Origin of the sequence: Mycobacterium sp. 1081908.1, assembly GCF_001673535.1 — a bacterium.
Classification (GTDB): Bacteria; Actinomycetota; Actinomycetes; order Mycobacteriales; family Mycobacteriaceae; genus Mycobacterium.
This window is the reverse complement of sequence record NZ_LZLY01000128.1, coordinates 56011-78296: the sequence shown is the minus strand read 5'-3', so window position 1 is coordinate 78296 and position 22286 is coordinate 56011. Positions and strand designations below refer to the sequence as shown.

Below are 22286 nucleotides of genomic sequence, written 5' to 3'. Positions count from 1 at the left end.
CCCGCAAGGCGACGGGAGCGGGCGTGGACGAAGACTGTCTCAAGCTCAGTGCCTATATGGCGGAGCGCCGGCGGACCGGCGAGGGCTTCGTCTCGGACGTGCTACTCAATCTCTACGAACGGCACGGCATCGCCAGCAGCGTCGTGCTGCGCGGCATCGGCGGATTCGGCACGGGGCGCCACCTCAGAACCGATGAGTCGCTGACGCTATCCGAGGACCCACCCGTGGTGATCGTCGCCGTGGACACCCGCACAAAAATCGAGGCGCTGATCGACCCGGTGCTGGCGATCAAACAGCGCGGCCTGGTCACGCTGGAGCGTGCGCGGCTGCTACGCGACGTCGAGCTCCCGGAGCTTCCCGACGACTTGCGCGAGGCCGTCAAGCTGACGATCTACCTCGGCCGAAAGGCACGCGTCCGCGGGATGCCGGCCTACGTCGCGGTCTGCGATCTGCTGCACCGGCGCCGCATTGCCGGGGCATCCGTGTTTCTGGGTGTCGACGGCCTCATCCACGGGCATCGGCTACGGGGGCGCTTTTTCGGCCGCAACGCCGACGTCCCGATGATGATCGTCGCGGTCGGGTCCGGCGACCGCATCGCGCGGGTGTTACCCGAGCTCGGCGAGCTGCTCGGCCGGCCCATGTTCACGATCGAACGGGTCCGCGTGTGCAAGCGCGACGGCGAATTACTGGAACGGCCGCACGCCCTGCCGGGGGTCGACGAGCACGGCCTGCCCCTGTGGCAGAAGCTGATGGTCTACACCTCCGAATCGGCGCTGCACGACGGTGTGCCGATTCATCGCGCGATCGTCCAGCGGCTTCGTCAGCGTGAATCGCCGGACGGCGCGACCGTGGTGCGGGGCATCTGGGGTTACCACGGAGACCACCGGCCCCACGGGGACACGCTGCTGTCGCTGAGGCGTCGCGTCCCGGCGGTCACCATCGTCATCGATACCCCGGCCAACATCGCGGAATGTTTCGACGTCGTCGACGAACTCACTCGGCACGAGGGCCTGGTGACCAGCGAAATGGTGCCCGCGCTGGTGTCGGACGACGGCGATGCCGGCCGGGGCGGGCCGCCCATGGCCAACCACCGCTATTAAGAGGCAGGGCGTCAGCCGGCGACGGACGCGTCGTAGATCGACTGGATCGACTTGTCCAGCGTGGCGTTGAACTGCTCGTCGGACTGGTCGGCCGCGAGTCCCTCGGTCAGCGCGCGGCTGAAGCTGGCGATCAGCCCGGTGTTCTTCGCCAGCAGCTCGTTGGCCTCCTCGCGGGAGTAGCCGCCGGACAGCGCGACCACCCGCATCACCTTCGGGTGCTCGATCAGGGGACGGTAGAAGTTGACCTCGGTCGGCAGGCTCAGCTTGATCATCACGCGCTGCCCGTCGGGCACGGTTTCGAGTTGCTTGGTGATTTCGTCGCGCAGGATGCCCTCGGCCTCGGCCTTGTCCGGGATCGAGATGGTGACCTCGGGCTCGAGGATGGGCACCAGGCCGTGCGAAAGCACCTGATGGCCGACCTCGAACTGCTGGGCGACGATCGCGGCGATGCCCGCCGCGTTGGCCCCTCCGATCACCGACCGTTCCTTGGTGCCGAAGACGCCCTTGCTCACGGCCCGCTCCAACAGCTCGTCCAGGCCCGGCATCGGCTTCATCAGCTGGACGTCGTCGGACGCCTCCGCCAGGCCCTTGTCGATTTTCAGGATGGGCACCACGCCCTTGGTCTCCCAGAGGTAGGTGGTCGACGGCACACCCTCGATGTCGCGGTCCATGGTCTGTTCGAACAGGATCGCCGCCAGCACCCGGTCTCCGCTGAACGCCGGGGAGGTGATGATCCGCGAACGCATCTCGTGGATGAGGTCGAACATCTCCTTCTCGGAGGAATATGCGTCCTCTTGAATTCCGTAAAGGCGCAGCGCCTTGGGCGTCGAGCCGCCGCTCTGGTCGAGCGCTGCAATGAACCCCTTGCCCGACGTCATCCGGTCGGCTTGCTGCTGGTTCGGCATGGAACTTCCCCACTCCCTCGTGGCACTGTCGGGTGCCGATCATATTCGTCCGATCGGGGCGCGAGCAGGCAGGTCGTCAGTCGGTTGCCCCCGGCTCGCGTTGCCCGATCACCCCGCTGATACCCGCCGCGGCGTTATCTCAGTGCGTCGACAACTTCGTCCGCGGTCAGGATGGCGCTGGCGTAATTCGGGATATTGACCTCGAGCGCGGCGCGCATCTCGGTGTCCGAATAGCTCGCGGTCGCGTCGTTCACCACGGTGACGTCGTAGCCGAGTTCGGCACCGAACCGGACGGTGGCCTCGAGGCAGGTGTGCGCGATGAGTCCCATCATGATGAGCCGACGGATGCCGTGCCTCTTGAGCAGGAGATCCAGGTCGGTGTTCGCGAAACCGCTTGAACACCAATGCTCTTGGGCGACGATATCGCCCGGCTGGGGCTCGAACCCTGGGTGGAGCTCACCGCCCCAGGTTCCGTATTCGAAGGTCTTGCGCGACCACGCGGCCCGCTGGATGGGCGCGATGTACGTCCACGTCTCGTAGTCGCCGGGCCGGTAGCGGTGGTGCAGCGCGTAGAAAACGCGGACATCGGCCGACCGTGCGGCATCGAGCACTTGCCGCATGTGCGGGACGCACTGGTTGGCCTCCGCGATGCCCTTCAAGCGGTCCCACACCTTGCCGCCCTCGGAGATGAAGTCGTTGTAGGGGTCGATGACCACCAGGCCGGTCAGGTCCTTCTCGTACGTCACGTCGGTCATGTTCGCACGACGCGGCCGTCACGCCATGGTGTCGTCCCGCTGCGGGGCCGGGCGTTTGGTGGGCCAAAGCGCCATGCGATCGAGCAGCCCGTCGCGCAGCCCCAGCGTGTGAAACAGCACCGCGCAAACGTGGGCGGTGAACGTCAGAAACAGCAGGAGGGCTAAAACGTTGTGGGCCTGCCGGAGCACCCCGTACAGGTCGAGGTTGTGCGGTGCGATGCCGGGCAGGGCCAGCGGACCCGCCAGGGTGATCGGGAATCGCGCCGCCGAGAGCATGGCCCACCCGACCAGGGGCTGGAGCAGCAACAGCGCGTAAAGCAGGTACTCCGACCACGACGCGACGCGGCGTTCGACGGGGCTCATCGTGGACAGGAAGGGTGGCAGGCGGTGGGTGAGCCGGTTCGCCAGGCGCACCACGGCGAACGCGAGGATCAATATCCCCAGCGGGCGATGGATCGCCAGCAGCAGCGGGTAGTAGCTCAGCGAGGCGATCATGGTCACCCCGATCAGCAGCTGGACGATGACCATCGGCGCCATCAGCCAGTGCAGGATCCGGGAGGGGAGGGCGAATCGCGTTGGTGCGCTGGTGGTTTCGCTTGCGGTGCCGGTCATGACAGGACCCGGGCCACGTTGACCTCGCTGGGTGACTTGGGCTCCTCGGCGCGGCGGGTGAAGGAGCGGGCGTAGACGGCCGATCTGGCCGGGGGTATCGGGTCGTCCGCTGCGGTGATGCCGTCCGGCAGCACCAGGGGGTCGAAGTTGATATCGCGCGCGTTGCCCGGTCCCTCTGTCTGCACCGCGGTGATGGTGATGGTGCCGGCGTCGATGGTCCGCCGTGACTGCGGCCACGGCTTGGTGGCGTCGTGGGTCGGATCGCCGGGTTCGCCGATCGTGAGAACCAGTCGCCACGTCAGCGGCCGTTGGGCCACCACACGGATCAGGTCGTCGAACAGGTAGTCCTTGCCGCGCGGCGGCTGCGGGCCACCGGCCCCGCCGGCGTCCTGCGGCACCACCGACCAGCGCACCGGAACGGTGGCGCCGGCTCCGTTGGTGAACCGGAAAGCGTTCAGCCCGTAAAAGGTGCTGTCCGCGAATCCCGCGCTGGGCGGGGACTGCTTGATGATTTTCATCGCGGCGACGGTTTCGGGATGGCGATCGAGGAACGCGGCCATCTTCTGCGGGTCGGGCTTGCCGGTCTCGGGGAGCGGCTTGGACGCGAGCAGGCGCTCATAAAACCCCTGCGGGGTGCTGTCGGTGAAGACGGGGACGTTGACCATGGCCGTGCGCCACTGCTGGCCGCCGGCCTCGAACAGCAGCCCGAGGCCCCGGACGGTCTCGGGCTTGTCGGTCTGATCCGGCAGGCCGCCGCCCAACGAAAACCGGCCGAGGACGGGAACGGTGCCGGGCCGGAAGACCGCGGCCCGGCAGACGGCCGCGCCCGCCCCGTTGCTCGTGAACGACCCGGTGGCGCTGAGTCCTTTGGCATGGTTTCGGCGAAAACCGTCGTGGCGGCCGTAGATGTGTTCGAAACGATCGGCGAACCGGGGTGGCGTGAGCGTGCCAGGCCGCAGCCAGCCGCCGGCGTAGGCAAAACCGCCCACGTCCACCGCCGCGAAACCGGCGACGGCGCCCATGCCGAGCAGCGCGGTCCGCCGATTCAGCGCGACGCGACTGCGACGACGTTCGGGCTCGCTTGCGTCAACTCCGTCGTCCGGGACGCCATCCTGATCACCGGGCTCCATGCGCACCGTCCTTTCCCGCCTTCCGGGCCATGCCGCGCAGCCTGGGAAACAAAGTCGGTGGACGCAATTCATCCAGCCGGGGCTGCCGTGCGCAACATTTGCGGCGGCCATCGCGCACATTGCGACCACGTCGGGTCGCCGGAATTCGTTCAGTGCCCGCCTACTGACAACGTATGTTGGCAACGCACCGCCGGAGACCGCAGCGGCGACGTTGTTTGCCGTGGCTTAGGATCGAATGATCACGCACGGCTGCGCCTCCGCCTAGCGGCGCAGGATCGATGGAGTTTTTGTCCTCTAGAAGGCGTGTTACGCGGGTTGAGTCGACAGCCCCGGCCTGGCAATAGCTGTTGATTTCTTGGCCCCGCACCGGGCGAATGTGAGTGATACATGATCGAACAATCCGGCGATTCGGCCGATCCGATCGCCTTCGAGGTAGGAAAGCGCCAGGTAGACCAGACGGTCGTGCTCACCGTCACGGGTGAAGTCGACATGCTCAGCGCGCCGCAACTCGCCGAGGCGATACACACCGAGCTGGCCACCGGGCCCGCGGGCCTGGTCGTTGACCTGTCGAAAGTGGATTTTCTGGCCTCGGCCGGGATGACCGTCCTGGTGTCCGCGCAGAACGACGTCGCGCCGCCCACTCGATTCGCGGTCGTCGCGAATGGGCCCGCCACCAGCAGGCCGATCAAGCTCATGGGGCTGGACAACGTTTTGTCGCTGTACAGCACGCTCGACAGCGCGCTGTGCCGCGTCGCCGACGGTTCGGCTTAGGGAAGTCACGCCCGACGCGCGCTACGTGGTGGGCGTCAGGACCTGCTGGATGCGTTCGTCGCGCGGCAGGACGGGACCGTCGTCGAGGGGTTCGTCGATGCCCAGCTCGGTGAGGCCGGCTGTGGTCAAGAGCGAGGTGCCGTAGGCGGCCAGCGCGAGCTTTTGGTCGTCGCTGTGGCCATCCTCGATCAGCATCGCGCCGATCAGGCAGATGACGGCCATCTTGTAGGCGTTGAACGCGCGATACCACGCGCGGTTGCGGACCGTGATCCCGCTGGCCGACTCGTAATGCGCGAGCAGGGCGTCGATGTCCAGCGCGGCCGGATGGGTGTTGATGCCGACGGGCTGCATCCACAACATCTCCAGCCAGCCGATGTCGGTCAGCGGATCGCCGACGGTCGTCATCTCCCAGTCGAACACCGCGCTGACCTCGCCGTCACGGAAGGCGAAGTTGCCCGGTTTGGCATCGCCGTGCACCAACGTGACCTTCGGGCACGGCTGCGGCATGCCGCCGCGCAGCGCCCGGTGGAGCCGTTCCAGGGCGGGCAGGCGGTCGCGCTTGACCCGGTTCATCTCCGCCGCCCAGTGGTCGAGTTCGCGGTCGAGATGACCGCCACCGTCGTCCAGTGCGCCGAGCCCGGTCTGCGCGAGGTCGACGGTGTGGATCGCGGCGAGTTGTTCGACCAGGCTCTGACACATCCGCACCACGGTTGAGTCCGCGACACCCGCCGGCGCCTCCATCTCATAAACCTGGCCGGCCGCCCGCTCCATCACGAAGAAGGGTCGTCCGAGCACGTCGCCGGTTTCTTCGAGCCACAGCGCCCGGGGAACACGGACCTCGGAGTCGGCCAAGGCCCGCAGGATCGCGAACTGGCGCGCGAGATCGTAGGGCTCGAGCAGCGCCGGTGGGCTGGGCCGCAGACGCAGCACCGCGTCTTGGTGGGTGTCGCGGTCACCACGCCGGGTGACGACACTCAGCATCATCATCTCGGCCGAATGTCCGAAGTTCACCCGGTCCAGCCCTTCGATCCGGACGTCGTCGGCGTCGGGCACCTGCGTGCGCAGCCAGGCCGCCAGTCGCTGTTCCATACTGCCGTGCGGCCTCATTGGCGGACTCGATCGTCTTCTGCGGGAAGCCGGTCCACGGGCGTCTTGTCCTGGGTGAACGCCGACATGTCCATCGCGGCCCAGTTCGGATAACGGCGGTAGCCCTGCCCGCCGAGCAGCAATTCGAATACGCCCCAACCGATGTCGCCGTCGATCTCGAACCGCATCAGCTGGTCGAGCGCCATCGATTTGCCCTCGGTCTCGGCCAGCTGCTCGGAATTGGTGCTGTCCCAGAGGAAATGGATGAAATACGCCCCGGCGCCCAGATCCTCGTAGTGGCAATGCGCCATCGGCAGCCCATAGTAGGCGTTGACTTCCTGATGGGCGGCGTCGGCGAAGACGCGGTACGCCTTGCCATCCGCGTCGGTGAAGACCAGTGTCGCCCGGGCGGGCCGCTTGCGGTCGCCGTCGAATTGCACCTCGTGCTCGATCTTGACGAATCGCTTCGACAGCGTCCCGTCGGCGTGCGTGATTCCTCCGTCAACGTAATTGACTGTGCCATCGGATGATTCGATGACCCAGGCTTCGATGGCGCGGTCGTCGAAGCCGGCGTCGAGCCACAGCCAGAAGTCGATCTTGTCCGAGACACGCACGCCGAACGTGCGGTCGCGGCCGCCGTGGAACCCGTCCACGCTGATGCGCTGACCGTCGATCGAGACCCAGCCGCTCCATCGCCCGGGTTCCTTCATGTGATACATGTCGGCCAGCATCTGGCCGTCTTCGCCGTGAACCTTCATCGGCAGCAGCTCCCACATCGGGGCGGTGGGCTCGTAGTAGAGCTCCCACTCGATGCCGGACTTGTTCGGTTCGACGTCGAGTCTCCACTTCTTCAGCGGCTCGACGCAGGTCCAGCTCATCGGCCCGGCGCGCAGGTCGGCGCGGTCGGCGCCGGTCACGGGCCGCCCCGACAGGAGGTCCCAGTGCCGGCCGTCGGCGAGGCTGACCTTGACGTACCCCAATGCGGTTCCGGTGTTCGGGTTGTTGCCGTAGCCGCTGGCCAGCAGCATGGTGCCGTCCGGCGAAGCGGCGAAGAAGTAGCACCGGTCCGACCACGTCGGGTCGGGATCGTGCACCCGGTCGAAGGTCGTCGGGAGCTGGTGGGTGAACCACTCGTCGGCGGCGGAGTAACCCATCATTGCCCTCTCTGCCCGGTTAATGATCTGGGCCGCAACGGGATTCGGTACCGCCCGACCCAACCGCGGTTGCCTGCGGTATCAGATACCGAAGCCGCACAACGTATCCCGTACCATCGGCGCCATGGAACCGAGCCGGTGGTGGGGCGACGACCGGGCGATCCTCGACGACGAGGAGGCCCGCAGGCGGATCCTCGATGCCGCGGGGCGCTGCATCGTCCGCCGTGGGAACTCTCAGTTCCGGATGGCCGAGGTGGCCGACGAGGCCGGGGTGTCACGGTCGACGGTGTACCGATACTTCCCCGGGCGCGACGACGTGTTGCTCGGCCTGATGTTGATGCGGGTCGACAACGCGCTTGGTGATCTGGTGCGCTCGCTGCCCGCTCCCGACGACCCGGTCCGGTCGGTGCCCGAGATGGTGCTGGCGCGCGTCGAGTCGGTGGCCGGCAATCCGCTGAACGAGGCGATGTTCGCCGCGGAGAGCACCGCGGTGGCCGCGGCCCTCGAGAAGGGCTCGGAACCCTTTGTGGAGCTGCTGCTGCGGCACTACGAACCGTTGCTGAACCGATGGAAGCGGGCGGGACGCCTCTACGACGACCTGGACTTTCGCTCGATCGTCCAGTGGTTGCACACCACCACGCTGTTCCTGCTGGGCCCGTCGTGGCGGTATCGCCCCGTCTCCGACAAACGCCAATTCGTCGAGCAGTTCGTGGTGCGGGCCCTGGTGCCACAAATCAGACAATAATCGTGTATTGTCTGATGTCCAGACGTTCAGCTATTTTTGTCTGACGGGACCCCGCACCGGTTGAGTGACCCCTCCCGCCGGTACGGGGCTCCCGAACCAGGACGGATGCACATGAAAAACTTCGCGGAACAGGCTTTTTCCCTCGTCGGGTTGGCCGCTCACCTGGGCCAGGGGGTCCGTCGGGTGACCGCAGACGCCGTGGTGGGCGCCCGCCTCGGGTTGCCCCGCACGGTCGCCGACATCGACGCCGGGGTCCTGTCCAAGCTGATGGGAACCACCGTCAGGTCGGTCCGCGTGCTCGACCGGGACGCGGGGACCTCGTCGCGGGCCCGGCTGGTGCTGACCGGCAAGAACGTACCCGAGTCGGTGTTCGTCAAGGTCGCCGCCGAGACGACCGCGACGCGGCTGATGGGCGAACTGGGCCGCCTCGGACACACCGAGGTGCGCTTCTACAGCGAACTGGCGCCGCAGCTACACGGCGTGCCGCAGGCCTACGGCGCGGCGTTCGACAGCTGGACGGGCCGTTACCTGCTGGTCCTGGAAGACCTGCCCGCCGACTCGTGCGAATTTCCCGACACCCTGCACCCGCTCTCCCCCGACCAGGCCAGCCTCATCGTCGAATTGCTGGCCGATCTGCACGCCACCTTCTGGGACCGCCTCCCGCGCGACCGCCGCGGCCCGCTGGGCTGGCTGTACACCCCCTCGGGCGACGTCACCTCCCTGTTGACCGGTTCGCTGATGCACGCCTCGATCAAGCGGCTGGCGGGGCGCACCGAAATTCCCGTCGAGAACGGGGCCTTCATCGCCGACAACTACCGGGCCGTCGCCGCGCTCATCGACACGCCCCCGCACACCGTCATGCACGGCGACGCGCACCCCGGCAACATGTATTTCGACGGTGGCAAGGCGGGGCTGCTGGACTGGCAGGCGGTGCGGCGCGGACACCCCTCGCGCGAGCTGGCCTACACCCTGATCACCAGCCTGACCCCGGAAGACCGCCGGGCGACCCAGCGGGACCTGCTCGACGACTACCGGCGCGCGCTGGCGGCGGCCGGCGGACCGGACCTGGACCGCGACGAGCTGTGGCGGCGATACCGGCAGGGCGCGCTCTACGCGTATGTGGCCCCGCTGATCACCGCGGGGATGGGCGGAATGCAGGTCGAAGGCATCGCCATGGAGGGCCTGCGGCGCGGTGTGGCGGCGCTCGACGACCTGGAAACCATTGCGGCACTGAAGAGTTGTTTGTAGCGCCGGCGCAGACGCGAAGTTCGCAAGATTCATTGACTGGGTGTGCCGGGAGGAATATCGTCAGTACTTACGCTACGCAGCGTAGCGTAATGCGGCGGAGAGGCCCTCATGTTCGACCTGAAGATCACCGGTGGCACTGTCGTCGACGGCACCGGAGCGGAGCGTTATCGCGCTGACGTCGGCATCAAGGACGGCGTGATCGTCGACGTCGTCCGGCGCGGCGCAGACGACCCCGAGATGAACGGTGAAGCCGCCGAAACCATCGATGCGACAGGGCATCTGGTGGCACCCGGGTTCGTCGACATCCACACGCATTACGACGGCCAGGTCAGCTGGGACGGCCTGCTGGAGCCGTCGAGCGGCCACGGCGTCACGACGATCGTGACCGGCAACTGCGGCGTCGGCTTCGCTCCGGTGCGGCCCGGCAGTGAGCAGTGGTTGATCGAGTTGATGGAGGGCGTCGAGGACATTCCCGGCACCGCGCTCACCGAGGGCATCACCTGGGGCTGGGAGACCTACCCCGAATACCTCGACGCGATCGGCAAGCAGAAGTATTCGATCGACGTGGGCAGCCAGGTCGCCCACGGCGCCATCCGCGCCTACGCGATGGGCGAGCGGGGCGCCCGCAACGAGCCGGCCACGCCCGACGACATCGCGGCCATGTCGCGGCTGGTCACCGAGGCGATCGAGGCCGGCGCGCTGGGGTTTTCGACGTCGCGCACGATGGGCCACCGCGCGATGGACGGCGAGCCGGTGCCCGGCACGTTCGCCGCCGAGGAGGAGCTGTTCGGTCTGGGCCGCGCCATGGCCGCCGGCGGTCAGGCGGTGTTCGAGCTGGCCCCCCAGGGGGCCGCGGGCGAGGACATCATCGGCCCGAAGAAGGAACTGGACTGGATGCGCCGGCTCAGCCGGGAGATCGACCGGCCGGTGTCGTTCGCGCTCATCCAGGTGGACGCCGACCCGAAGCTCTGGCGCGAGATGCTCGACCTCTCCGCGGACGCGCACGCGGCGGGCGCCCGGCTGCATCCGCAGATCGCGGCGCGCCCGTTCGGCATGATGATCGGTTTCCAAGGGCATCACGGCTTCAGCCATCGCCCGACCTATCGCAGGCTCGCGGCCGAATGCAGCCGCGGCGAGCTCGCACAGCGCCTCGCCGACCCGGCGGTGAAGGCCGCGATCCTTTCCGAGGACGACCTGCCGGTCGATCCGACACTGCTGTTCGACGGGATGTTCGCCCTGGTGCAGCACTCCCTGCACCGCCTCTACGCGCTCGGCAACCCGCCCGACTACGAGCCGACGCCCGACCGCACCGTCGCCGCGATCGCGAAGGAGCGCGGCGAGGATCCCCTGGCCACCCTGTATGACCTCATGCTCGAGTCGAACGCGACCAACATGCTGATGCTGCCGCTGTTCAACTACGCCGACGGCAACTGCGACGCGATCCGGGAGATGATGCTGCACCCCGCGGGCGTGCTGGGACTCTCCGACGGCGGCGCCCACTGCGGAATGATCTGTGACGCTTCCTATCCCACCTTCCTGCTGACGCACTGGGCGCGGGACCGTCGCCGGGGCGAGAAGTTGCCGCTCGAGTACGTGATCCGCAAGCAGTCCCGCGACACCGCGCACCTGTTCGGCCTCACCGACCGCGGCACCATCGAAGCCGGCAAGAAGGCCGACATCAACGTGATCGACATGGACGCGCTGCGCTTGCACCCGGCGGCGATGGCCTTCGACCTGCCGGCCGGCGGGCATCGGATCCTGCAGGGCGCCAGCGGCTACGCCGCCACGATCGTCAGCGGGACGGTGACCCGCCGTAACGACGTCGATACCGGGGCCCGCCCCGGCCGCCTGGTGCGCGGAGCGCGTTAGGGGCGCCGCCCGTGAAGGCTCCCGCCGGCAACCCGACTCGCACCCGCGACGAGGACGCGATCGGCACCCCGCCCGCCTGCCCCACCCTGGTGCCGGCCGAGCGCTATTACTCGCCGGCGTTCGCGCAACTCGAGGTCGAGCGGATGTGGCCGAAGGTGTGGCAGCTGGCTTGCATGGTCGATCACGTCGCCGAGCCGGGCGACTATTTCGATTACCGCTGCGGTCCGTACGGGGTGCTGATCGTGCGCGGCGACGACGGCGTCTTGCGGGCATTCCAGAACGCGTGCCGCCATCGGGGCAACTCGCTGTGCGTCGGCTCGGGTTCCGGGCTGCGCGAGCTCAAGTGCGGCTATCACGGCTGGACCTGGGACCTCGCCGGCACGCTCAAGCGGGTGCCTGACCGCAAGGGCTTCGGCTCGCTGCGGTTGTCCGACTTCCCGCTGATACCCGCCCGGGTGGACACCTGGGAGGGATTGGTCTTCGTCAATCTCGACGTCGGCGCGATGCCGTTGCTCGAGTACCTGGAGGCGGTGCCGGACGACATCGCCTGGTGCCACCTGAGCGACTTCCGCTGCTATGCGACGCTCACCATCGAGGTCGACGCCAACTGGAAGACGATCGCCGATGGCTACAGCGAGACCTATCACATTCAGACGCTGCATCCCGAGCTGCTGCGCTGCGTCGACGACATCCATGCGCCCCAGCAGATCTGGGGTCACACCGGCAAGTCCGACCAGCCCTACGGTGTGCAAAGCCCTCGCTTCGAGGGCGCGCTGAGCGACGAAGAGGTGTGGGACGCCTACGTCTACACGCAGGGCGCGCTGATGGGTGCGGCCGAGGGCACGCCGTTTCCCGCGGACGAACGCCGGCCGGGACAGACCGTTCAGGATTTGATCGCCGACCGCACGCGGGCCTTCGCGGCCAGCCGCGGGGTGGACCTCGAGTGGGCCGACACCGACCGGGTCACCCGGTTGCACCAGTACAACGTGTTTCCCAACATGACCTTCCTGGCGAACGCCGACCACCTGACCGTCATGTGCTCGAGGCCCGGCGCCGATCCCGATCACGGCGAAATGGTCATCTTTTTGATGACCCGGATGGCGCCGGGCGCACCGCGCAGCAAGCCGGCGGACGTCCGAAGCACCGCCGGGGAGGCCGAACCGGGCCTGGTGCTCACCCAGGACATCCAGCTGCTGGCGGGCCTACAGCGCGGCCTGCACCAGCCGGGCTTCACCCACTTGGCGCTCTCCAGCGAAGAACGGCGCGTGATCAACATGCATCGCAACCTCGAGCGCTACCTCGACCTGCCCCAATCCGAGCGGATAACCGGCGGTTAAAAGGTGCCGGCGGAATCGGCTTAGACCTCCCGAAAGCGGGTATTTGCGCGTTAGACTCCCGGCTTGTGACGGTTCCGTCCGATGCCTGGGGCTACGAACGGCGGCAGCTCATGCATCAGGTACAGATGCGATGTCAGGCACTCGGCCGCAGGCGGGCGCGACGGCTGTGTCACCGCTTCGAGCGCGTCGGAGTTCACACCGCCCCCGAACGCTTGCGCCAGATGGTGGCCGGTGTGCCCGTGGCGGACGACGAAGTCACGGACGTCAATTTCGCGTTGATCGCGATGCAGCTCAACCGCGAGGCCCGCGGCGCGCGGGTCAAGCGCCTCAAGCGGCAGGGCACCCGTTCGCTGCTGTTCATGGGCCTGGTCCTGGTGGTCCTCAACTTCCTTTTCTGCGTCGCCTACGTATTGCTGAACCTGGCCCAGCAGGCCACCCCGATGTGACCGTGCGGCTGGCCGCACGCTCGAAGCCGAATGTGCGGCTGGCCGCACGTTCGCCGCACCTTTTGACGTGTCAGCGCGGCGCGACGATCCCGTTGTCGTAGGCGTAGACGATCGCCGCGGCGCGGTCGCGCAGGTCGAGCTTCCCGAAGATCCGGCCGATGTGGCTTTTGACCGTGACACCCGAGATGCAGAGTTCGTCGGCGATCTCGCTGTTGGACAGGCCCTTTCCGATCAACGTCAACACGTCCAACTCGCGGCTGGTCAGCTGGGCGATCTCGTTGCCCTGTTTTTCGCTCGCGCCGTTGGCGGCCTTGCGGTAGGTGGTGAGCACGCGCGAAGTGACGGCGGGATCCAGGTAGCTGTCTCCCCTGGCCACCGTCCGCACGGCGCGGATCAACTCCTCGGCCGACGAGTCCTTGAGCACGAATCCGGCTGCGCCGGCCCGCAGCGCCCCGGACAGCAGGTCGTCCTCGTTGAATGTGGTCAACGCGAGCACCGGCGGGCCCCCGGCCAGCCTGCGCGTCGCCTCGATGCCGTCGACCCGTCGCATCCGCAGGTCCATCACGACGACGTCGGGTCGGTGCTCGGCGACGGCGGCGGGCACCTCGTCCCCGTCGGCGCACTCGGCGACCACATTGAATCCGTCCTTGCGGCGCAGGATCCGGCGCAACCCGGACCGCACCAAGTCCTGGTCGTCGACCAGCAGCACGGCGATCTCGGCCGATTCGGCGATATTGGGGATCACAACTTGCACCACGGCGGCCGCCAGCCAGTGTCGCCACCTTCGAGCGGGATCTCGGCGCGCACCGCCCACCCTTCGCGGGTGGGGCCGACCTCGATCGCGCCGCCCAGCAGCTCCACGCGCTGGCGCATGCCGCTCACGCCGCGCCCCTCCGCGCACGGGGCCGCGGCCACCGCGGCCGGCAGGCGATTGTCGACCTCGAGGATCGCCGATGCCGCCGAAACACGAAGCGCCACAGCTGATTTCGAGTCCGGTGCGTGTTTGGCGATGTTGGCCAGCGATTCCTGGGTGATGCGGTATAGCGCGTGGCCGACCGCCGCCGACGCGTGGTCGGTGGACCCTTCGACGCGCAACGTGACGGCCAGCCCGGCCCGCCGAAAGTCCTCGACGAGCATCGTGATGTCGTCGACGCCGGGCTCGGGCGCCAGCTTCATCGGGGAATCGTCGAGAAGCCCGACGGTCCGGCGGATGTCGGCCATCGCCTGCCGGCCCAGCCGCTCGGCCTGCTCGAGCGCCTCGACCGCGTCGTCGACGTCGCGATCCTGCTGCAGCACCCGCCGCGCACCGGTCACGTGCAACAGGGTGACGCTGAGCGAATGGGCGATGACGTCGTGCACCTCGCGGGCGATGCGGCGTCGCTCGTCGGCGGCCGCGTGCTCGGCCAGCGCCTCCTGTGCCCGGATTTGTTCGGCCAGCAGCAGGCGTTGGGTACGCATCAGGTATCCGATCAGCCAAGCCACCGCGACCATCCCTAGGTACAGGGCCACCGCCTCGAGGCGGTGCAACGCGGATGCGGCAAGCAGCAGCGCGGCCGCCGACGCGGCGGCCAGGAAGCCGCCGATAGGAGATGTCAATGTCCCAACGCCCCCGACCATCAGCACCAGCAATCCCGGCGCGAAGTCGCCGTGAACGGGCGTTGAAGTGGCGAACAGCATCACTGCGGTGGACACCGACCACGTCAGCCACAAGGGAACGGCAGTGAGCTTTACGTTGAAGAAGAAAAACATCATCGCCGGTGACAGGGCGATGACGAGCGCGGCCAAGGCGATGGGCACGTCGGCGGCAGGTCGCTGCAGCGTCGATATGAGGGAGCCGAGTATCACGACGCCATCCGTGACGATCAGGAAAGACCACGTGATCCCGACCGGGAGGAGTTCACCTCGGCGGCGAAGCCGTTCCCGCAGGTACCCCGCCGCGGCACGCAACATCAAACAATCGTAGAACCGCGTCCCGCCGCCCACATCATGCCGAGGTCGGCACCCGTCTCCGCCCGTGGTAGGAGACGAAGACCGAACCGCGGCACGACGCGCGGCGGGGGCCGGCGTTCCTAACGTCGAGGCATGACATGGACACTGCTGCACGAGCGGATGGCCTTCATGGCCAACGTGATCAAGGCCGCCGAGACCGATCCCGAGGCGGCGCTCGCCCTGGCCGACGGTTCGTCCGAGGTGTCTCGGTTGTTCGGCGGCGAGGAGGGGCTACTGCTGTCGCTGCGACAGCGCTGGATGACGATGCTCGTCGCCAAGCTGGATCAGGCGGCGCACGACGGCGTTGCGGCCGAGCGGGTGCTGGCCGACCTCGCGGCCGCCGAGCCCGGGCTGCACGCCCTGCTGGAAATCGCATCCCGGCGGTCGCTGCGGCTGCGCTCCCTGTCCGGCGGCGAGCGGCGGGCCATGGAGTTGCTGGGCGGACCGGGCGATCGGCAGACCGTTGCATGACGGAAGGGGAATTCTCGCCCGCCTCACCGGCCGATACGCGATCCTGATCGTCGGCCTGTGGGTCCTGGCGGCGGCCGGCGCCAATCTCGCCGTCCCGCAACTGGAACGGGTGGTGGACACCCATGCCCGCACGTTCATGCCGGCGGACGCACCGAGTTCGGTCGCCGCATCCCGTGCGGCCCGGCTGTTCGGCCAAAAGCCGAGCAACAACTTCGTTTACGTTGTGCTGGAACGGGATCAGCGGCTTACGCCGCGCGACCGGCAGTTCTACGACGCGCTGACCGCGGCGCTTTCCTCCGATCGCGGCCACGTGGATGCGGTGACCGACTTGTGGTCACAGCCCGCCACGGCCGCGGGTGCCGAGAGTTCCGATGGGCGGGCCGTCAGCCTGATGGTGCGGCTCGCCGGAATGCTCGGCACGTCCGCGGCCCGCGATTCGGTGAATTTCGTGCGCGGCGAGGTGGCCAAACTGTCACCGCCGCCGGGCCTGCGCGTCCTCGTCACGGGACCCGGCGCCACCATCGTCGACGAATTCTCCGCGATCGACCGGCAAATGCTCACGATCACCGCCGCCACGGTCGGTGTCATCCTGCTGTTGCTGCTGTTGGTGTACCGATCACCGATCGCCGCGGCGATCCCGCTGACCTCAGTCGGCATCGCGCTGGCCCTGGGCCGCGCCGTCGCCGCGTCGTTCGGCCAAGCCAATGTCGTTGAGGTATCGCTGTTCTCGGCGGCGCTCATGGCGGCGATGACGCTGGGTGCCGGCACCGACTACGCGATTTTCCTCATCGGCCGCTACCACGAGGGGCGGCGCCGGCGCGTCGCGCCGATGCAGGCGCTGCTCGAGGCCTACCGCGCCGTCGCGCCGGTGGTGATCGGGTCGGCGCTGACGATATCGGTTGCGCTGGGATGCCTTGGCTTCGCCAAGGTGGGAATGTTCCGCAGCGCCGGGATACCCTGCGCCATAGGGATTCTGGTTACCATGGCTGCGGCGTTGACGCTGACGCCCGCGCTGATGGGTTTGGCGCTGCGCCGCGGGTTTCTCGAGCCGCGACCCTCGAAGACGTCGCGGCGCTGGCGGCGTGTTGGAGCCGTGGTGGCGCGCTGGCCCGGTCCCGTGCTGATCACCGCGGGCGGGTTGACCCTGCTGGCGGCGCTGCCGCTGGCCGGCCTGCGGGTCGGCTGGAACGAGCCGGCCGCCACCCCGTCCGCCGCCGAATCCAGCCGCGGCTACGCGGCCAGCGACCGGCACTTCGCATCGAATTCTCTGCTGCCCGACGTCGTCACCATTCAGGCCGACCACGACCTGCGCACCCCGGCGGGGCTGATTGCCGTCGAGCGGATCTCGCGCCAGATCATGGCGATCCCGGGGGTGCGCGCGGTGCAGTCCGCGAGCCGCCCCGACGGCAGGGTGCCCGATCAGGCGACTTTGACATATCAGACCGGAGTGCTCGGCCGCCAACTCGGGGACACGATCGACACACTGACCCAACGGCTGAATCGGGTCTCCGAACTCGACAACGCTCTCGCGCAGACACAAACCGCTGTGGACCAGCTCGGCGGTGGATTGCGCAGCGGCAGTGTGGGATTGGCCGACGTGTCCGCGGCCGCGGACGACATGCGCAGCGGCATGGACGGCGTGCAGCGGACCGTGACGACGGTGTCAGGTTACCTCGACCCACTGCGAGATTTCGTCGAGCGGACGCCGGGCTGCGATGCCAACCCGGTCTGCTCGACGGTGGATCGTGTTATCCAGCCCGTCGACAGCCTGGTGCAGACCTCGACGCGGCTAGGCGACGGCGCCGCCAAGCTGACCAGGGGGTCAAGCACCGCCGCGACGGCCATGTCGGACCTGCCGCAAACCGTTGTGTCGATGAAAGACGCTCTGGCACAGGCGCGCTCGGCCACCCGCGAGTTGTCGAGCCTGAGCGAGACGTTGGGGCCACAGCTGCACCAGTTGACCGACTACCTGACGGAGATCGCCACCCAATTCCAGGGCAGCGCCGCGTCCGGCTTCTACCTGCCGCAGCGAGCGCTGAGCGACCCGCGCTATGTCGAGGTGCTGCATCAGCTGATTTCCGCCGACGGTCGCGCTACCTACCTCCTGGTCTACGGCGACGGCAACGAATGGGGCGCCGAGGGCGCGTCGCGGGCGGGCCAGGTGCGAACGGCGGTCAAGGAGGCCACCAAGGAGGGAACGCTGACGCCGACGGGAGTCGACCTGGCCGGCGTCGGCCCGGTGACCGGCGACCTGCAACGTTTCGTCGCCCGCGACAGCGCATTGCTCGTCGGTGCGGCGCTGGTGCTCATCTTCCTGATCGTCACGGCGATGCTGCGCAGCCCGGTGGCCGGGCTGGTCGTCGTCGGCACGGTCGCCGCCTCCTACGCATCGGCGCTGGGAATCAGCGCGCTGATCTGGCAGCGCCTGCTTCATCACGAGCTGCACTGGGCCGTCGGGCCCATCGCCTTCATCGCGCTGATCGCCGTCGGCGCGGACTACAACCTGCTACTGGCGCTGCGGATCAAGCACGAGGCGACCGCGGGAATCCGAACGGGCATCATTCGCGCGTTCGGCGGCACCGGCGGGGTGGTCACCACGGCCGGGATTGTCTTCGGGCTCACCATGCTCGCACTGCTGGGCAGCAGCGTGCTCAGCATCGCCCAGATCGGCACGACCATCGCGGTCGGGCTGATGATGGACACCCTGGTGGTGCGGGCGCTCGTGGTGCCCTCCATCGTCGCGCTGATGGGTAGGTGGTTCTTCTGGCCGCGCTTCGTGCGCAGGGGTCAGGATGCCGGTACGACGTCGAGCCGGAACACCGCGCATCGGCCGGCGAGGGCCTCGAATTCGTCGGCGGTTCCTTGCTCCACCAGCCCCGAGCGCTTATAGAATCCGACGCCGCGCGGCACTTTGTCGGGGAAAGCGCGCAGCACCGGCCGGGCTTGCTCGGCGGAGAGCTCGGCAAACGCCACCCGCTCAGACTTTCGGCCCCGGATGATGGTGCCGGTGCTCGCGGCGCGGGCGTTGAGCACCCAATCGGCGCGCTGATATCCGACGACGTAGCGGCTGTCATGAAGCACGAAGGGGGTCACCGGCGTGCTGCGTAGTTGCCCCGACTTGCGGCCGGGCACGGTGAGCACCCGGACCGGCCCGGCGACGATGCCAAGCTTCTGCAACCGCATCATCACCTTGTTCATCGCCTTCAGCCAGGCTGGCGGTTTGGGATCGGTCATCTCGTCCCCCGGTCACTCGTCGGCGAATCGGCGTGGCAGCACCTTCCCAGTGATATCAACCTGCCTGATCTATGTCAAGGCACCTGATACCCGGCCGCATCAGTCGCGGCCGTGGTTGACTCCGTGCCGGCCTAACGTCGCATCACGCCGGCCCGCGCCCGTCGCCGGCCAGTCGGAGCAGCAGGCGCGTGCCGCCCAACGGACTGGAGTGCAGCGACGCGCTTCCGCCGTGCAGTTCGGCCTGCTGGGCGACGAGGGCCAGCCCCAGTCCCGACCCGGAACGGGAGGCGGTGGATCCGCGCGAGAAGCGTTCGAAGACCGCGGTGCGTTCGGACTCGGGCACCCCGGTGCCGTTGTCGTCGACGGCGATTTCCACACCTTCGCCGGAACTGGTTACGTAGAGCCGGATTTCGGTGGCGCCGCCGTGCTTGACGGCGTTGGCGATGGCATTGTCGATCACCAGCCGAAGCCCGGTGGGCAGCCCCACCATCAACACCGTGGGTGACGGCACCAGCGACACGTGCACACCTGGGTAAATCCGAAGCGCGTCGTGCGCGGCACGATCCAGAAGCTCGGTGATGTCGAAGGGGACGAAATCATCGACGGTGGTCAGTTCACCCTGTGCGAGCCGCTCCAGCGCCGTCAGCGTCGCTTCGATCCGGCTCTGCGTGCGTATGACGTCGCCGATCACCTCTTGGCGTTGTTCCCGCGGTATTTCCAAGGTGGACAACACTTCCAGGTTGGTGCGCATGGCGGTGAGCGGGGTGCGCAGCTCGTGCGACGCGACGGCGGCGAAGTCGCGGGCCGACTCGAGCGCCGCCCTGGTGCGCTGTTGCTCGTTGCCGATGCGCGCCAGCATTCCTTCGACCGCTTCGGCGATCTCCACGGCCTCCCGCACGCCGCGAACCTGGACCTCGTCCGGGCTGGATTGGGCATTGATGGCGCGGGCCTGCTGCGCCAGCAGCAGGAACGGATTCACCATAATCAACGAGATCACCCAGCCGACGAGGATCGTGCCGCCGATGACGCTGCCGCAGATCAGCAACACCCGCAGGTGCAGTTCGTTGATCCGGTGTTGAGCTTCGGCCAGCGGGGCGGCGAGCGCGATCGAGGCGGGGCCCGCGCTGAAGGTGCGGACGCGGTATTGGACGCCGTCGATGGTGGTGTTGGCGTATCCGTTCGGCAGTTGCGGCAGAACGATATTGCCCGGGACGGACACCGTCACACCGGCGATGCGCGCGGTGCGCACCAGGTTGCCGTCCGGCGTGGGCCCAGCGGGAGTAGCGAGCTGTCCGCTGTTGATCAGCGTGTTGATGTCGCCCAAACTGCTCACCGAATCCAGCCGCCGGTCGAGCTGGCTGTACTGATCGTTGGTGACGCCGATCCACACCCAGGCGGCTAAAAGGACTGCGAAGGCGATCACCCCTAGCGCCGCGACGACGACGATGGTGCGCAGCGAGAGCACCTTCATCGGCAAGTGCAGGTGGTGAGACGTGGGCGTATGAGTCGCCATCACTCATACCGTCCGCGGCAGCGGCCGAAGTTCTCGTGACATCTTGCCTTCCGTACTTCGCCCCCGGCTTGGCCAACGAGCTCAGGATATAGGCGCGATGTTCGAGGTTAGCGGTTCACACGCGCGGCGCTACGGGCGGCGGCGCGGCGGTCAGCTCACCTCTGAGGTTGCCGGCTCGGTGTGGACCAAGGTCAGCTGGGCACCGCCACGTTCGACGTTTGCGGCCGTGCCGTCGGACGGGCCCGACCCGCCCGGATCGCTCATGCCGTGGACCCGCACCGCACCGCCGGTGTGCCGATGGTGTCGTAGCCAGTCGCTAATCGCCTGGTGCGCGGCGTGATCGAGGTAGTTGGCCACGACGTCGACGGTCACCGTCGCGCCTTGGGGAACGGACGCCAGCACCCTGGTCAGCCTGGGCAGGGCGAGAAAGGTGCACGCGCCACCCACCTCGACCCTCCATTCATCACCCACCCGCTCTGCCTCGACCCTGGCCCGGATCACCCGCCAGCCGGTCAGCGCGACGGCCACCGCAAGGCCGATCATGACGCCATGCAGGAGATTGAGGAAGACCACCGCGACCGCCGTGACGACGTAGACGGCGAGATCTCCGCTGCGCTGCGCGGTCTTGATATGCGCCGGCTTGAGCAGCTGAATTCCGACGACGATCAGCAGGCCGGCGAGCGCGGCGGTCGGAATCTGCTCGACCAGCTCGGCGAAGGGGAGGGTGAACAGCAGGATCCACACGCCGTGCATGATCGACGAGGCCCGGGATTTCGCACCCGCGTTGACATTAGCCGCGCTGCGCACGATGACACCGCTGATCGGCAGGCCACCGATGGCGCCCGACACGATGTTCGCGGTGCCCTGGCCGATCAGCTCGCGATCGAAGTCGGTCCGCGCCCCGTTGTGCATCCTGTCGATGGACACCGCGGTCAGCAGGCTCTGCACGCTGGTGACAAGCGCGACCGTCAGTACGCCCACCGCGACAGCGCCCCAACCGCCGTCGGGTAGTCCCGGCAGCCGCAGCGCATCCAAAACCGAGCCCTCGAGTTCGATCCGCGGCACGTCGAACGGGAAGACCAGCGAAATCACCGTCACGGCAACGATCGCGACGAGCGCGCCGGGTACGCGGGCGACTTTGGCGGGCGCCCAACGCCATCCGATCAGGATCAGTACCACCAGCACGCCCAGGATCACCCCGGGTCGGTCCGCGCCGAGAACCTGTTCCGGAAGTCCGATAACGTTTTGCCAGGCAGTGCTTTTGGACTTTCCGCCCAACAACACGTGGACCTGCTGAAGTGCGATGGTCAGTCCGATTCCGGCCAGCATGGCGTGCACGACGACGGGTGAGATCGCCAGGGCTGACCGCGCGACACGGCTCATGCCCAGCAATACCTGCAGCAAGCCGGCGCCGACGGTAATCAAACATGTCACGGCCCAACCGAAGTCGGACACCAAGTCGGCGACGATGACGGTCAGCCCGGCGGCGGGACCGCTCACCTGCAGCGGCGATCCCCCGATGCACCCGGCGACGATCCCCCCGACGATCGCGGCGATCAGGCCGGCGAGCACGGGAGCGTTCGACGCGATGGCGATTCCGAGCGACAACGGGAGCGCGACCAGGAAAACCACCAAGGACGCCGGCAGGTCGCTGCGAATCACGGAGCGCAGCCGGTCATTTCGTGAATCCGGTCCGCGATCGGCGGATTGGTTGCGGGGTACTCCGACGTGCTGCATTGCTCGCTTTCTCATTGCGTAATGCCAGGGCTTTATGCATCCGTGGCACGGATGTCTCCGTAACCCTTTGGCGTTCCGGCATTTACACGGCGCTGGGTTTCGTCGTTCGGCTGATATTTCCCGGCCCCTGTGGTGAAAGGTAATTAAGGAATTCGGTTGCGGGCAACCTGACGGGCCGGGCGCA

20 protein-coding genes are annotated in these 22286 nt (G+C 67.8%); 9 read left to right on the top strand and 11 right to left on the bottom strand.

What is annotated here, in order from left to right; all coding sequences use genetic code 11:
• Positions 1–23: 23 nt before the first annotated feature.
• Positions 24–1100: a DUF190 domain-containing protein gene (locus tag A5655_RS21025; protein ID WP_067013330.1), complete on the top strand. Its 1077-nt coding sequence runs from the start codon at positions 24–26 to the stop codon at positions 1098–1100.
• 11 nt (positions 1101–1111) lie between these two features.
• Here the strand turns inward: A5655_RS21025 and A5655_RS21020 are convergent, their stop codons facing one another.
• From A5655_RS21020 to A5655_RS21005, 4 genes are all read right to left on the bottom strand, one after another.
• Positions 1112–2005 carry a fructose bisphosphate aldolase gene (locus A5655_RS21020; RefSeq protein ID WP_067013328.1) on the bottom strand — a complete coding sequence of 298 codons (894 nt, stop codon included), beginning with the start codon at positions 2003–2005 and terminating at the stop codon, positions 1112–1114.
• A 134-nt stretch (positions 2006–2139) separates the two neighbouring features.
• Entirely contained in the window at positions 2140–2760 is a 621-nt protein-coding gene (locus A5655_RS21015) for a cysteine hydrolase family protein (RefSeq protein WP_067013326.1), read from the bottom strand.
• 18 nt (positions 2761–2778) lie between these two features.
• Positions 2779–3372 (bottom strand): cytochrome b, encoded by a 594-nt coding sequence (locus tag A5655_RS21010; protein ID WP_067013324.1) that lies wholly within the window; start codon positions 3370–3372, stop codon positions 2779–2781.
• Positions 3369–4502, bottom strand: a complete 1134-nt coding sequence (locus A5655_RS21005) for a catalase family peroxidase (RefSeq protein ID WP_304441666.1) — start codon at positions 4500–4502, stop codon at positions 3369–3371. Before A5655_RS21005 ends, A5655_RS21010 begins: the two co-directional genes overlap by 4 nt.
• A gap of 387 nt (positions 4503–4889) precedes the next feature.
• On the opposite strand from A5655_RS21005, the gene A5655_RS21000 reads away from it, so the two are divergent.
• Entirely contained in the window at positions 4890–5273 is a 384-nt protein-coding gene (locus tag A5655_RS21000; RefSeq protein WP_067013320.1) for an STAS domain-containing protein, read from the top strand.
• Between the two features lie 21 nt (positions 5274–5294).
• On the opposite strand, the gene A5655_RS20995 is transcribed toward A5655_RS21000, so the two are convergent.
• Together A5655_RS20995 and A5655_RS20990 are read right to left on the bottom strand one after the other, a co-directional pair.
• Positions 5295–6380, bottom strand: a complete 1086-nt coding sequence (locus A5655_RS20995; protein WP_067013318.1) for a phosphotransferase family protein — start codon at positions 6378–6380, stop codon at positions 5295–5297.
• Positions 6377–7513, bottom strand: a complete 1137-nt coding sequence (locus A5655_RS20990; protein ID WP_197508756.1) for a hypothetical protein — start codon at positions 7511–7513, stop codon at positions 6377–6379. The genes A5655_RS20995 and A5655_RS20990 overlap by 4 nt, the downstream gene beginning before the upstream one ends.
• A gap of 124 nt (positions 7514–7637) precedes the next feature.
• On the opposite strand from A5655_RS20990, the gene A5655_RS20985 reads away from it, so the two are divergent.
• From A5655_RS20985 to A5655_RS20965, 5 genes are all read left to right on the top strand, one after another.
• The gene (locus tag A5655_RS20985; RefSeq protein WP_067013394.1) at positions 7638–8258 is read left to right on the top strand and encodes a TetR/AcrR family transcriptional regulator; all 621 of its coding nucleotides are present in this window, start codon (positions 7638–7640) and stop codon (positions 8256–8258) included.
• A gap of 111 nt (positions 8259–8369) precedes the next feature.
• A complete protein-coding gene (locus tag A5655_RS20980; protein WP_197508755.1) occupies positions 8370–9506 on the top strand; it encodes a phosphotransferase in 1137 nt (378 codons plus the stop codon).
• A gap of 108 nt (positions 9507–9614) precedes the next feature.
• Entirely contained in the window at positions 9615–11375 is a 1761-nt protein-coding gene (locus A5655_RS20975) for an amidohydrolase family protein (RefSeq protein ID WP_067013311.1), read from the top strand.
• Between the two features lie 11 nt (positions 11376–11386).
• Entirely contained in the window at positions 11387–12712 is a 1326-nt protein-coding gene (locus A5655_RS20970) for an SRPBCC family protein (protein WP_067013310.1), read from the top strand.
• 65 nt (positions 12713–12777) lie between these two features.
• Positions 12778–13158, top strand: coding sequence for a hypothetical protein (locus A5655_RS20965; RefSeq protein WP_231999225.1), 381 nt, complete (start codon positions 12778–12780; stop codon positions 13156–13158).
• Positions 13159–13228: 70 nt separating this feature from the next.
• Here A5655_RS20965 and A5655_RS20960 read toward each other — a convergent pair whose 3' ends face one another.
• Both A5655_RS20960 and A5655_RS20955 read right to left on the bottom strand, forming a co-directional pair.
• Positions 13229–13900, bottom strand: a complete 672-nt coding sequence (locus A5655_RS20960) for a response regulator (RefSeq protein WP_369807238.1) — start codon at positions 13898–13900, stop codon at positions 13229–13231.
• Positions 13900–15108 carry a sensor histidine kinase gene (locus A5655_RS20955; RefSeq protein WP_067013308.1) on the bottom strand — a complete coding sequence of 403 codons (1209 nt, stop codon included), beginning with the start codon at positions 15106–15108 and terminating at the stop codon, positions 13900–13902. Before A5655_RS20955 ends, A5655_RS20960 begins: the two co-directional genes overlap by 1 nt.
• 132 nt (positions 15109–15240) lie before the next feature.
• Here A5655_RS20955 and A5655_RS20950 point away from each other — a divergent pair, with 132 nt between their 5' ends.
• On the top strand, positions 15241–15618 hold the full coding sequence (locus tag A5655_RS20950) for a hypothetical protein (RefSeq protein WP_067013306.1): 378 nt from the start codon (positions 15241–15243) through the stop codon (positions 15616–15618).
• Positions 15611–18508 carry an RND family transporter gene (locus tag A5655_RS20945; RefSeq protein ID WP_082978783.1) on the top strand — a complete coding sequence of 966 codons (2898 nt, stop codon included), beginning with the start codon at positions 15611–15613 and terminating at the stop codon, positions 18506–18508. The genes A5655_RS20950 and A5655_RS20945 overlap by 8 nt, the downstream gene beginning before the upstream one ends.
• Here the strand turns inward: A5655_RS20945 and A5655_RS20940 are convergent.
• The 3 genes from A5655_RS20940 to A5655_RS20930 all read right to left on the bottom strand — a co-directional run bounded on the left by A5655_RS20940 (position 18406) and on the right by A5655_RS20930 (position 22102).
• The gene (locus tag A5655_RS20940) at positions 18406–18852 is read right to left on the bottom strand and encodes a nitroreductase/quinone reductase family protein (RefSeq protein WP_067013304.1); all 447 of its coding nucleotides are present in this window, start codon (positions 18850–18852) and stop codon (positions 18406–18408) included. The two genes, A5655_RS20945 and A5655_RS20940, sit on opposite strands and share 103 nt — an antisense overlap.
• Before the next feature lie 142 nt (positions 18853–18994).
• Positions 18995–20323: a sensor histidine kinase KdpD gene (locus tag A5655_RS20935; protein ID WP_067013302.1), complete on the bottom strand. Its 1329-nt coding sequence runs from the start codon at positions 20321–20323 to the stop codon at positions 18995–18997.
• Between the two features lie 192 nt (positions 20324–20515).
• A complete protein-coding gene (locus A5655_RS20930; protein ID WP_082978782.1) occupies positions 20516–22102 on the bottom strand; it encodes a SulP family inorganic anion transporter in 1587 nt (528 codons plus the stop codon).
• Positions 22103–22286 lie beyond the last annotated feature (184 nt).